The 13,828-nt window shown below is 45.1% G+C and carries 8 protein-coding genes; 1 reads left to right on the top strand and 7 read right to left on the bottom strand.

Annotated features, from left to right (window positions below; genetic code table 11):
• Positions 1-5: 5 nt before the first annotated feature.
• From NSQ20_RS17440 to NSQ20_RS17420, 5 genes are all read right to left on the bottom strand, one after another.
• Positions 6-1,499 carry an ABC transporter substrate-binding protein gene (locus tag NSQ20_RS17440; protein WP_340030412.1) on the bottom strand — a complete coding sequence of 498 codons (1,494 nt, stop codon included), beginning with the start codon at positions 1,497-1,499 and terminating at the stop codon, positions 6-8.
• Positions 1,500-1,555: 56 nt separating this feature from the next.
• Positions 1,556-2,437 (bottom strand): carbohydrate ABC transporter permease, encoded by an 882-nt coding sequence (locus NSQ20_RS17435; protein WP_339193470.1) that lies wholly within the window; start codon positions 2,435-2,437, stop codon positions 1,556-1,558.
• 17 nt (positions 2,438-2,454) lie between these two features.
• A complete protein-coding gene (locus NSQ20_RS17430; RefSeq protein ID WP_036615375.1) occupies positions 2,455-3,387 on the bottom strand; it encodes an ABC transporter permease subunit in 933 nt (310 codons plus the stop codon).
• A gap of 333 nt (positions 3,388-3,720) precedes the next feature.
• Complete coding sequence (locus NSQ20_RS17425; RefSeq protein WP_036615378.1) at positions 3,721-4,941, bottom strand: amidohydrolase family protein; 1,221 nt, start codon at positions 4,939-4,941, stop codon at positions 3,721-3,723.
• Between the two features lie 23 nt (positions 4,942-4,964).
• The gene (locus NSQ20_RS17420) at positions 4,965-6,224 is read right to left on the bottom strand and encodes an amidohydrolase family protein (protein WP_051447392.1); all 1,260 of its coding nucleotides are present in this window, start codon (positions 6,222-6,224) and stop codon (positions 4,965-4,967) included.
• A gap of 202 nt (positions 6,225-6,426) precedes the next feature.
• Here NSQ20_RS17420 and NSQ20_RS17415 point away from each other — a divergent pair, with 202 nt between their 5' ends.
• Complete coding sequence (locus NSQ20_RS17415; protein WP_339193465.1) at positions 6,427-8,088, top strand: PucR family transcriptional regulator ligand-binding domain-containing protein; 1,662 nt, start codon at positions 6,427-6,429, stop codon at positions 8,086-8,088.
• A 106-nt stretch (positions 8,089-8,194) separates the two neighbouring features.
• Here the strand turns inward: NSQ20_RS17415 and NSQ20_RS17410 are convergent, their stop codons facing one another.
• Together NSQ20_RS17410 and NSQ20_RS17405 are read right to left on the bottom strand one after the other, a co-directional pair.
• Positions 8,195-11,998 carry a GH32 C-terminal domain-containing protein gene (locus tag NSQ20_RS17410; protein ID WP_340030411.1) on the bottom strand — a complete coding sequence of 1,268 codons (3,804 nt, stop codon included), beginning with the start codon at positions 11,996-11,998 and terminating at the stop codon, positions 8,195-8,197.
• Between the two features lie 66 nt (positions 11,999-12,064).
• Entirely contained in the window at positions 12,065-13,657 is a 1,593-nt protein-coding gene (locus tag NSQ20_RS17405) for a glycoside hydrolase family 32 protein (protein ID WP_076317774.1), read from the bottom strand.
• Between the last annotated feature and the right edge of the window lie 171 nt (positions 13,658-13,828).

Raw genomic sequence — 13,828 nt, 5'->3', positions numbered from 1 at the left:
TCCTTCTATTTATTTTCAAGCCACTGGTTTAACTGGTTTTGCTTTTCCGTCAATATTTTCTCTACGCCTGCATTCTTTAGTTTGTCGAGATAAGCACCCAGTTCTGACGGGTCAAAAGTTCCTGTCTGAAAGCCTGCATCATACTGGTTTTGGACGTTGGCCACCGAGGTAATTTGTGTTTTGACCGGATTGATGTCGAAGCTGAAACCCATCGCCCTTGATTTTACGGCACTCTCATTTTCGCCCCTCAAGTGCTCCCACATGTCAGGATCGTTCCCTTCCCATATATAGGACAGGAAATTGTTCCCCACGGCATATTGGTTTGAATCGTATCCTGTTGCAGTAACGCCATCCGGCTTGCCGATTAGGTCATTATCCCGTTTAACATAATGCTTGCCTTCGATCCCATTCGTAAACAGATTAATGACTGCTTCGTCCGAGTAAAACAGTTCCAATACTTGAATCGCCTTATCCGGCTGCTCACTGTTCCTTGCCAAAGACATCATGTTGGAAGCTACGCTATTTCGTGTCATATACGAATCCTCAAGGGGGACGCATACAAGTTCAGTCCCAGCCGCAAGTGATTCCGAGTAACATTCATTGATATTCCGGATATACGAGAAGGCTTTGCCTGCCTTGATCAGATTGGAGCCCGTTTCCTGTGACGTTGCGACATCTTTGCTGAAATAACCTTTTTGATACCAATCACGCATCAGGTCAGCCATTGTGGAGAACCGCGAAGTCGCAAAAAGGTTCTGCAAGGTGAAGTCCTCCCCGCCAAAATCCAGTACGCCAGGTACTGTTCCCAATGGATCAAAATTCAGCATGGCTTGTCCGGGTGTTTCCTGTGAGTTATAGCTGACAATCGGCGTGACACCAGGCTCCTTGTCCTTGATAAGCTGCAATACAGCAGAGATATCATTCCAGGTTTTTATGGCGCTAAGGTCAATAGCATGTTTATCAGCAAGCTCTTTGTCCATCACAAAACTGGGGGAAAGTGCCCAAGCTTTAATGCTGAGAACGCCATATGTTTCGCCATTCATCTTCCCGGCTTCTGCGGCTTCCTCCGGAACAGCCTCCAGTATCTTTTTACCAAATTCATTCAACGATTCGTCCATGGGCAGTAACTGTCCCCTGCCGATTTGGGATTCAAGGCCGAACCAAACGCTGGTATACACCAGATCCAGTTTCTCGCTGCCCGCCAGCATCAAGTTCATTTGATTGGCATAGTTCGATCCATTAACAGGTAAAAGCTTCACGGTGGCGCCTACCTTTTCCGCTGTAATATCAGTGATGGCTTCCTGAATTTCCTTAACATCTGTTACATCCCCAAAAGCTGGATACGTCATGACCACTTCATACATGTCTGTTGCTGAAGCTTTTCCAAGTTCTGCCCCCTCCTTACTGTCTGGGTTTCCGCATGCCGTCAACAATAGAGGGGCCGCACAAATTAAGGACATTACCTTTATGAAACCCACAGGCAATCTTTTTCTGAACATCTTCATTCACTCCCCATGTTTGCTTTTGGATAAGACATCTTGGATACGAAGCATAACTAACCTTTTACGGCACCAATAGTCAATCCCTTGACGAAGAACTTCTGGAAAAACGGATACGCTGCGATCAGCGGCAACACGCCGATTACGGCAATAGCCATTCTCACACTGCCGAGAGGTACGGATGAGACAACTGCTGTCTGACCAGACAAACTGCTTTGCTGCAAGTACTGGACATCAGACAACATTCGATTAAGCAGGTTTTGAATGCTGTAGAGGCTTCCGTCATTGATGAAGATCAGACCGTTAAACCAATCGTTCCAATACGAGATCATGAGCATCAGACCAATGGTTGCCAGGCTTGGGAGAGCAAGCGGGAGAACGATTTTGCAATAAATAACCCATTCGTTGGCTCCATCCACATAGGCTGACTCCACGACTTCGCCGGGAATTGATGTGGAAAAGAAACTGCGCATCAACAAAATGTAGAACCCGTTGGTCAGTAAATTCGGGATGATTAGCGACCAGATGGTATCTTTCAAATGGAAGAGATCCGTATAAACCAGGTACATCGGCACCAGCCCCCCATTGAAAAGCAGGGTGAAAAATACGAAGAATGACAGGAACGAACGAAATGGAAGCACATTTCTGGATAGCGGATAAGCGACCAGGGTTGTGATCAACAATCCAACGATCGTGCCCACGACCGTGATGAACGTCGTAATTCCATACGACCGCAGAATCAACGAATACTGATTAAACAGATACACATAAGCATCGAAGCTGAATTGAGCCGGGAACAAACGATAACCATCCCTGATAATGGCTTGTTCCTCGGTTAGGGAAGCGGATATCAGAAGTATAAACGGAAACACTGCAGCGATTCCCATCATGATGAGCACGAGGTGAACAGCCATTTGATATATCCTATTTGAATACATGTTGTTCTCCCCCTTAGCTAAAACAGCGCCAAATCCCGGTTTTTGCGACGAACGATCGCATTGGTCGTTAATACTAACAGAAAACCGACAATGGACTGGTACAGTCCGGCAGCGGATGACATTCCGAAATCCCCAAAAGTCATCAATCCACGATAAACGTATGTGTCAATGACATCGGTAGTCGTTTGCAGTGCACCCGAATTCAGCGGAACCTGATAGAACAATCCGAAATCGGAATTGAAGATGCGTCCCACTGCAAGAAGCACCATAATGACCATCGTGGGTTTAAGCAGAGGAAGGGTAATGCTCCAGACTTGCCTCCACTTGGATGCTCCGTCCAGCGTAGCGGATTCATAATATTCTTGGCTGATGCCTACGATTGAGGCAAGATAAACAATGCATGTATAACCAACGTTTTTCCATAGATATACGACACTTAATATAAAGGGCCACTTACCGGAATCCGCATACCACGACACGGGGTCTATCCCCAGTAAAGGAAGCACGTAATGGTTGACGAATCCGTTTTCCTCGTTGAGCAATGCCAGAACCAAGTAAGCGACAATGACCATCGAGATCAGATAGGGCAGCAAAATGATGCTTTGATACAGTCGGGAGGCAAATCGCTTTTTTACCTCGTTCAACAATACGGCCACAGCTATAGAGAGCACTGTTCCAAGCACGATAAATGCGCCGTTGTAAAGTAACGTGTTTCGGGTAATCACCCAAGCATCCTGCGTTTGGAACAGATAGGCGAAATTATCGAAGCCTACCCAGTCACTTCCCCAGATTCCTTTTGCAAAATTGATATCTTTGAACGCAATCACAATGCCGAACATGGGCAAGTAATTGTTGATGAACAGATAGACGATGCCTGGCAAAATCATGACCAATAACAGCCCATGCTTTCTGATGTTTTGGATGCGGTTTGCATGGAAACCTCGACGCATGTCTCTCTCCCCCTGTTCGTAACAATGATGTTTGGTTTGTGTAACTCCTCCAACATCCCTCCTATTCTATGAATGTCAGTTTATGTGACTCAAAATTGTTCTTATATGAATAATACGATGTAAGTAAGCCTCAGTCATTGGTGTGATTCACTAAAAAAAATGATTTAATTTGGATTATTACACCAAAAGAAAAGCCTGTCTAAATTTTAATGTTATGTATTATCACATTCACTGCATTAAGCAACGTATTATAAGCCCTGTGATCAGCCTTTTCATGTCAAAAAGCAACGCACCTGAAAAAGGATGCGCTGCTTCATGTATAATTAAAGATTGTTACGAATGGATGGCTGCCATCTGTCTGCTGTTGGGAAACATTCGACCACCAACAAGCACACCACCCGAAAATACAGCTTCGCGTGGAGGTGCTGCAGCCAACGCATGCATCGCATTTATGGCATTTACCAACGAGAAAGTGCCTTGTTCACCCACTTTTGGAGTTAATGGCGCATTGGAAATAAGCTTGTACGTTTCTAGCAACCAGAAGTCCTCCACCCAACCGGATGCTTCAGCGAGACGTGACCCACGGGAGAGCATATCGCCATTTCCGAATGGACTCCACGAATCCAAAATGTTATCGGAACCGATATGAACGGACACTCCCGTTTCCATCAACAGTTTGATGGGGGGCATAGGCCTGTCAATGGGCACACTCGTCATGATGGCTACGCCGGTCGCACACAACCTTTCCGCGAGTGAGCGCACCTCTGTTTCCCCAACCTGGCCCAAACAATAGGCATGGCTTACCGCGGTACGGCCGGGTATACCGGCTTGTTCTGTCAGTTCGGCGAAGCTCCTGATCGTGTATATTCCGAGATGACTCGGGTCATGCAGATGCAAGTCGATGCCAGCAGAGAATTCTGTCGCAAGTTCAAACATGGCTTCCAGACTGGCATCCACTCGGCGGTCCAATCCGGCCGGATCCACACCACCAACATAGTTGGCTCCAGCACGAAGCGCTTGCCGCATGACGGAAACGGAGTCGGATCGAAGCAGGCCTTGCTGGGGAAATGCCACAATTTCCATATCGATGCGTCCTTGGTACATCTCGCGCACTTCCAAGACCTCCTCAAGATGAGAGAGACCAATTTGCGGATCCACGTCAACGTGTGTGCGGATTGCCGTTGTACCTTGGGCTAACATTAAATCCAACATTCGTTTCGCACGTTCTCCCGCTCCGGTCGGTAGTTCTCCCAACATACTTTTCTCAAATTCCAACTGGCCGGGCAGCGTGACAAACGGCTGCAAAGACTTCCACGGCTCCCCAATAAAATGCTTGTCCAGATGGGTATGCATATCTGTCATTGGCGGTACATAGTGCAGCCCATCCGCGTCAATGACGGTTGTCGCCCTACCGGCAATATTTACAGATGTGAGATCCGCATCCGTTCCGGCAGTCTCAATGCTGACAATAAGTCCAGTTGCTTGATCAATCGTTAGATCAAACAGGTTTTCCGACCATTTGACATTTTTCACGAGTGTTAAGCCTTTCTCCATAACTCCATCCCCTTACTTCATAATTAGATTGTTTCCATCCCATCCGACAACCACGGTAATTCCAAAAGTTTTGAGTCAGTACAAGCTACCTGTAATCCCGATTTCCAAACCGTGCGGGCCTCCGGTTTATTAAGCAGCACTTCCCTCTCCGACCGCTCTCGGAACAATACCATATCAGCCGGAGCGCCAACCTTAACGCCATAATTATCAATGCCTAACGCCTGTGCTGCGTTATGAGTCAGCATGTTGGTCAAGATGAGCGCATCCCGTTTGCCGCCCATGTAAGAAGTAATCGCCAATAGCCAGGCAACCTCAATCGGGTCTGTTTTGCCAAACGGCGTGAATGGGTTGCGCACATTATTGACGCCAATTGCCACATTCACTCCACAATCCTGGAGCAGTTTCACAGGAGTCAGACCTCTATGATAACCTTCTGGACCTTCTCTTCCATTCAAAAAGAGGTCCGTCATCGGCAGCGTAATGACGCTGATTCCGGCAAGACACAGAAGCTCCCCGATAGCCGAAGCTTCGTGTTCAGGGAGGGAACCGAGCGAGGTTACATGTCCGGCGGCTACATGCCCCTGCATGCCTGCAGCAATGGTCCTTTTTGCAATTTCCACAACGGCACGGTCGTTGAAATCGACCGAGAAATCCGCGTGAAAATCCAACGGTTTTCCGTACTTCCCTGCCAGACCAAATGCAAAATCCAAGTGCTCCCCCAGGTCTGCATCCTGATAAGTGATTCCTCCAATCACATCGGCTCCCATACGAACGGCCTCTTCCATCAGCTCAACAGTCCCCGGACTCTTGAACACCCCTTCTTGCGGAAAGGCAACTACCTGTAAATCCAGTTGATGTTTTAAGGATTGTTTGAGACGAAGAGCAGATTCGACAGCTCTGAGTCCAAGAACCGGATCGACCTCTGCTTGGCAACGCATATGGGTTACACCATTCCTGACGGCTTCCCGAATGACAACCAGCGAGCGACGATACATGTCCTCCCTTGTGAACGAACTTTTCAGTTTGGATGTTATCTGAATCGCGTCCTGGAGAGACTCCGCCTCCCGATCCATGGAATCCAGCAAATATGCTTTTTCCAAATGAATATGCGGCTCGACGAATCCGGGTAGCAATAAGCCCCCTTTGCCTTGCACTACACGAGAAGCTTCGGTTTTCCTTTCCCCGCATGGCGTGACAAATGCAATCTTGCCTGAGGATATCCCGACATCCATTCGCCTTTCATCCCCGGAAATCACCGTATCTGTGATAAGTAGATCAATCATTACATCCTCCGTTCATGTACGCTTTTATTACACGCAAGAAACACTTTAAGCATAATTCACTCCTTCTGAGAAATCATTGGATGAAAAGGATAAAAATAATTAGCAATATTGGATGATCAAACCAAAGATATTTACTCCACATGATCGTAGTGTTATATTACTTAACAATAAAATAACTTGTTCCAGAAAGGGATGGGTCGATGTGCTGCTGACAGATTTGCTGAAAAACGGCATTTACGATGATGCTAGAGTGATTACGGGGCATAAGGGGCTAGTACGTGAGGTTCAAACGGTCAACATTATGGACTGTCCGGATATCATTCGCTTTCTAAGGCCGAACGAGCTCTTGCTGACCAACGGCTTTTTCATGAAGCAGCAACCAGAGATGTTTATTCAACTAATCAGGGACATGCAGCGTCTTCAGTGCTCGGGGTTGGCCATCAAAACCAAGCGCTTTGAACTACCAATCCCTGATGAAATACTTTGGGAAGCGGATCAGAACGAATTTCCCATCATCGAAATTTCCGATGTCCGTCTATCCCTTGGCGAAATTTTGCAGCGATCGACCAGTGTGATTCTGAATAACAAGAGTGACGAACTGCAATATGCACTCAGCATCCACAAAAAATTCTCCGAGATGATCATGCGCGGCAAAGGAATTTCCAGCATTATCGATTCTCTGTCCAAACTGTTCTCATCCCCAGTCGTTCTATTAAACTACAAATGGCAAACTATCTCTGCTTCCAGCCAGAATACAAGTGTTGCTGAACTCACTGCAGCCGCTGTAAATACACTTCAAGACTTGTCCGATATTTCTAGTCCCACTTCGTTGTGCTTCATCAACCCATCAGTCCGAGAGCGTTGCTGCATGCTGGTATATCCAGTAAAAACTTACCGCCACGAAGGCTATTTGTTATCATTTCATTCACCGGATCAATGGACTGGGCTTTTCGGTCTGACGCTTGAGCAGGCCTCCAACGTCATTGGAATGGAGTTGACTAAATCACAGGCTGTCAAAGAGCGCTCCCGCAGGCACAAAAACGAATTTTTCTCCGATCTGATTGAGGGATATATCACGTCTGAGCAGGAGGCGCTGAACCGCGGCAAGAGATGTGGGCTTATCAAGGAGCGTGCAAGCGTCTTGCTGACCATGCGTAATGACGAGGTGCATCACATGCATCAAAGATTTCCTAATTACGAAGGTTCGGCGCCTCCGAAAGGAGATAATATCACGGAGCAAGAGGAGCAGTACGAGCACATCAAACGTGTTTTTGGTGGGTTAGATCATTCCTTCGTCATGTTTACCAAACATGATACCTACTGTCTTCTTCTATCTATCCCTGAGTCGGGGTGGGATGAGGCAAAAATCACCGAGCAGTTGTCAGGAATGCTTAAAGAGCTGCATGTTGAGACAGGACTGAGTCTGTCTATCGGCATTGGCAAACCTGCAACAAATGTACTCGGCGTTCGTCATTCTTATACAGAAGCGATTAATGCATTGCAATTCGGCTACTGGCTAAAACGAAAGCAATTCGTCCAATCTTACCAAGCCAAGGACATCGGATATTTATTCCACATGCTTCCCCACAACGAACTGAAACAATTTTACGACGCGACCTTAAACGGACTGCTGCAGATTGCAGACGAACATGAAAAAAAAGAGTTGCTGCGCACCTTAAACGCTTTTTACGATACACAATGCCAGCTTGTCGAAACATCCAAGCAACTTTTCGTTCATCGAAATACGGTGGTGTATCGACTGGAAAAGTGTGAAAAAATCCTGGGTGTGAAACTCAAAGATCCAACTGAAAGCTTACGAATCCGCATAGCGCTAGCCATCGAACCTCTGCTAGGACAAGATTAAAAGAAAAAAGCCGCTATAATAGCGACTTGAATTGAACATGTTCCTGTCCCACGACACTTCTTTATTGGAATATCTATTAGTTACGCCATTATGGAATAAACTTTGATTATTTTGCTAATATCCACTTTTGTCGATCAAGTGATGGATTCAGTTCACTTAAGAAGAGTTCGGTCCCATCTTCCGATACCTCTAATGCTTTTTGATGATGAGCTGAAGTAATATGAACTGATCCGTCTTTGTTCTCGTGAAGGACCCAACGCTGGTTGTTGTACCCTAAGTAATGATACAGCTGAAGTTTGTTTTGCCCTATATCCAGATCAAGCGTCTGACCGGCCGTAGTACGAATCGAATACGAACCTTCTTCGTCACCTGTCGGAACAAATACCCACTTCTGGACGGAAGCTGCACTTGTATCTTGCAAGGTAACCGGCTCCCCGTTGACAAGGTTCACGGTATAAATGGATTTTTGTGTTGCGGCATTTATAAGACTGGACTTGGTGATGTTTGCAGGTTCACCGTTGCTCACATTGACGTTCTGATAAGATGCGGAGCCGCCAAAAACATGGAGTCCAAAGTGGCCTTCTGCAAAAGTACCATCCATGATATCTATCACTTTTTGACTGTCCACGTGAACGACAATATGCGGACCATGCGCTTCTATTTTCACCTTATACGTATGACCTGGCTGAATGAACGTTGGTACTTTTGCAAGAACCTGACGTTCTTCAAATCCTCCATTGATTTTATAGAAAAGACGAATGGCCTTCATGTTAGGGTCTAGATTCAGATAATAACCACTGCGACCATCTTCGCTAGCCCTGAACAAAATAGAACCTGCCCCTCCTGTTTCACCGAGCATCATGTCTGCTTCATACGTAAAGTTCCCAGCCTTCTCTTTGGCAATATAATTCGCATCGCTAAAATACTTACCACGAATCCCATGTTCACTAACTAACCATGAAGCAGCAGACAGATCTTTAGTCCATCCACTCAGGTTTGTCCGGAACTCGCCACCTGAGACTTTAATGAGCACACTACTGGAAGCTTTACCATTCGGAGTAGATACAGTGACTGTGGACTCCCCTTCTTTTTTTGCCTTAATAACTGCATGTGAATTGTCTACCAAGTCTATGGCTATTACGTCGTTATTACTGGAACTCCACTTCAGCGGTTGAACGCCTAGACCTGGGCCATACTCGACCATCGCCTGCAGTGTATCCGACTCGCCTACCCCCAGTTCCCGAACCCTCGTATCCATCTTTATTTGAGCTTTTGAAGGAATGTCCTCATTCCAGACAGATTGAAGTTGATGCACTTTCAAGGAAACAACGTTCACATTCCCACCTTTCACGTAAAAACTCATCGCTCTACTAGCAGGATCCGGAAATATTACATCTGAAAAGACGACTTTGCCGTTGTTACCAAAGGCTTCAACAGAAGATTCATCCACAAGAATACGCATCTTGATCCGATTATTCTCCATTTGCGTAGGCGCTTCATGTTTCTTACTAAATAGGTTAGAAAAATCCGTTTCACCGGATGCAGTTCGGTCCACAAACATATTACTATCGCTTGCCTTATAACCCACGACCGTCTTCTGATTTGCACCCTCACGAATGTTAAAGCCAAACTCGGTCGCTGTGCTGGTTTCAGGGATTTCAATTTCAGCTTCAATTTCGTAAGCACCTGAAATAATACCTTTTAGCAGATTCCCGGAAGAAGGACTCACCGACTTGTTAGAAGCAGAGTACAAAGGTTTACGCAGTGATTCCAATTCTTTGATTGGACTTTGCGTCATCCGAATTCCATCTTTGGTTGTTACCAATGATACTTCTCTCGGAATGGTTAGTTCACCTTTCCAATTGGACGTTGGGAAAGCGAACGGATAGTCCCAATTCGTCATCCACGCCATCATCACTGTGCGATGATCAGGCATGTTAGCGAAAGACATCGAAGCGTAAAACTCTTTACCAAAATCTGTTCTTAGTACCTTACCCGCCGGATTATCGTTCACGAATTTACCATCAGCTGTTAAATGACCGATAAAATACTCGGCATCTGATCCGCCTGTTTTGGGATTCGCTCCTGTACTGATCATCATAACCCACTTCTTCTGTGACGTTCCGTCTACCGGAAGCTGGAACAAATCAGGGCATTCCCATACGCCTCCGCGGACGTAATCCCCATATCCCCAATTATCTGTCAATGTCCAGTCAAGTAAGTTCGTTGACGTGTAGAAACGAATATGATCTCCTCCGGACACAACCATAACCCAGCGGTTATTCTCATCATCACGGATCACTTTCGGATCGCGGAAATCCCAATTCCCAGCTTCATTTCCGCTCTTACCCGGGTTCTCGATCACAATCGGGCGTTCCTTCGAATACTCCCAAGTACGACCTTGGTCTTTACTGTATGCCAGACCTATACGCTGGTTCCCATTCGGGCTATCTGGGTTAAAGGAAGTATAATATGCAATAAGGCCCTTGCCTCCTGAATCTCCGAATAAACCAGATGCATTTGTCATATCCGCAATAGCCGACCCAGACCAGACATGTCCGTGATCATTCCAGGGAAGTGCAATCGGAAGCCGTTTCCAGTTCAGCATATCTTTACTTACCGCATGCGCCCATGTTCCTCCATCCTGATGGAAGAGATGATATTCTCCTTCGAAGTAGACAAGTCCATTCGGATCACTCGCTGAACCACGTATTGGCGTGTAATGATATTGTGGACGATATATCTCATTGTAATATTGGCTCAGTTCCGTTACATAAGTATCCTGAAAGTAAGCCGTCCCCTTTTTTACGACGATTCCGGTACTTCCACTCCTGTAGGTTGAATCTTTCACGTCAATCGCGGCCGTAGTGTATCCGTCCAGGAAGACCTGAATTCGATCTCCCTTTGCCTTGATTTCCACATGATGTTTGGCTCCCATCTGACTCGGATAAGTACGTTGCGAACTTGCAATTACTGTTCCTTTTGTATTCGTCAAACTTACACGGACCTGATCTCCTTCCTTCGTAAGAGTAGCTTCATATCCTTCAGCTCCATCGGTTGAAGATCGAAATGCGAGAGCTGCAATAGAATCAGGACGAAGGGTAATATTCCCTTCATAGACCATATCAGTCGCCTCTTTGTTATAGATTTGCTGTGCTATGCTCCCCTGTTCTACCGTCCCTCTTTTGCCGTTGATATCAGGTTGCCATTTTCCCTTGCTAGAAATCACCGGCCCCAAATTACCTTTCAGATCACTCACCACGATGTTCGAAAACAAGGCGGATCCATCCCATACATGGAGTCCAAGCTTTCCGCTTTGATACGAAATGTCCTGAACATCAATTAATGGTTTATATTGATTGCCCCAATATACTTTTAGCGAGGAACCCACTGCCTTCACTTTGAGATGATAGATTTGCCCCATTTCAACAGAAACTTTACGCTCCTCCTTTAATTTCCCATCTCCATTTCTTGCATCTCTTAACCGAATCAGGCCTGCGTCCGGAACGATTTGCAGCATGTACGAGCTAAAGCCATCCTCATTAGATCGAAACAACAATGTTGCATCCGCCTTCGTATCCCTGATCATGACATCAGCTTCATAGATAAAATCATCGGACACTGTCTCTGAGATGGCCATTACATTTTCTTTAGGCTGTGAAGTTAGCAAGATTCCTTCTGAAGTATCCTCTAATCCTCCTTTTCCTTTCACTTGCCAGTCTATCAGATTGGTATTTGATTTGGATGCGCTTTCAAAAATATCAAGCTCCTCCTTTGCCTGTTTATTTGTTTCCTGATCTGCAAGTACAGCACTAGCCGCAATTGATTTAGATGTAAAAATCCCGTTTGAAGTCAGAGCTAATCCCGTTGCCATCAGAAGACATATTGCGAATTTAGATTTATCTTTCATTCCATACCCTCTTTTCTAATAATATTGTGAAGTTGGTTCAAATTTAATTGGTTTTGGACAACCAGTTCAGTTCGGTTGATTTTCCCAAATGCTTACGAGATCATTGATTTGAAGCGACACGACCTTTAGTTCTCCGCCAATGGCATAGAGTTCCAGCCCTCTACTTCCCAAGTCGGGGAAAATCGTGTCTGAAATGATAGTTGTCCCATTGTTGCCAAAGATCTCTACACTTGACCAATCAACATAGATGCTCAACTGTATCCGTCTATGCTCTGGCTTCATAGGGGCCTTGTGTTTTGTAGCAAAATCGGGATGGAAATCAACAGCGTTTGACTTCGTTCGATCGACAAACAACTCCTCATTCAAGACATTATATCCGATGACTGTCTCCTGGTTGGAAGAGGAAGACTTTCGCACCTTGAACCCAAATTCTATTGCATTACCGATTTCGAATTCCGCAATAATTTCCATCTTTGTAGCAGAAACATCAGACAAAACGTTCATATCTGGTTTAATCGTAATGTCTTGTAGAGACAGAATTGATCTTCTAAGTTGATTTAACTCACTTATGGGTGCTTGAATTAAGCGAAGTCCTTCCGAATACGTCCTGAGCTGAATCTCTCGTGGGATGGACATATGGCCACGCCATTCTTTAGAAGGAAGAGTGGAAGCATAACGCCAATTATTCATCCAGCCGACCCAAATCTTTCGCCCATCCTCATTCGGTATACCATCCCAGGTCACGGCCGCGTAAAAGTCAGATCCGTAATCTATCCATTGGATTGTATCGAATGATTCCAATGTTTCATCTAGTGTAAAAACCTTACCATCAAAGTGACCTATAAAATACATCATGCCAGAACCGCCTGCGGGTGGTTCTGAATCGTTTGGATTTACGCCATTTCTATCTCCGATACTTAGTGTCAGAATCCATTTAGTGGTATTAGGATCCTCATCCACTTGGAGTTTAAAAACATCAGGACATTCAAAAATCCCACGATGTATGCCTGGAATATCAGAACCGAAACCGCTTGCAAAAAACCAATCCTTAAGATTCGAAGATGTGTAAAATTCTACATGGTCACTTACAGCAAGAACCATTACCCAGTTTGAGGATTCTTCATGCCAGAATACTTTTGGGTCTCGAAAGTCTAGCGTCTCCGTGGGGAATAAAACAGGGTTACCTTCATACTTTGTCCAGGTTCGACCATTGTCCTTACTGTAAGCGATGCTTTGAACCTGCGGTTTACCGGGTTGAGCGTTGTTACCATTATTAGTATAAATTGCAACCAATCCTGATCCTGCTTCGTTGAAGAATCCGCTTGTATTGTTCTTATCGACTACCGCACTTCCCGAAAAGATCGCTCCATCTTCCCCAGGTGAGATGGCTGGTGGGAGTTCATCCCAATGTACTAAATCATTACTTACTGCATGTCCCCAATGCATTCTGTCGAAGTCAGGCTGCGTATCATGGGGAGTATATTGGTAGAAAAGGTGATACTCTCCTTCGTAATAAACCATTCCGTTAGGATCGTTAATCCAATTTCCCTTAGGGGAATAATGTATTTGCGGTCGGTATTCATTTTTATAAATAAAGTTTTCTGGATCTTTGCTGATATTATTTTCACCTGATAGATGTACTTTTTTAATTTTATTCACGCTCCCTTAAGGCTATTTAAAATCTAAAAAAGTAATTTGCATTCCTTATTAACAAAATAAGCCACTCGTTTTCATTTGTCAAAGTATTTTTGTTTAAATGAACATTATTATTTATGTATATATCTGTTTTAGTTTACATTTGCACATTTTATGATTGATTATAGAAAAAAA

This window comes from Paenibacillus sp. FSL K6-1122 (assembly GCF_037977015.1).
Taxonomy (GTDB): Bacteria; Bacillota; Bacilli; order Paenibacillales; family Paenibacillaceae; genus Paenibacillus; species Paenibacillus amylolyticus.
This window is presented reverse-complemented; position numbering and strand designations above follow the sequence as displayed.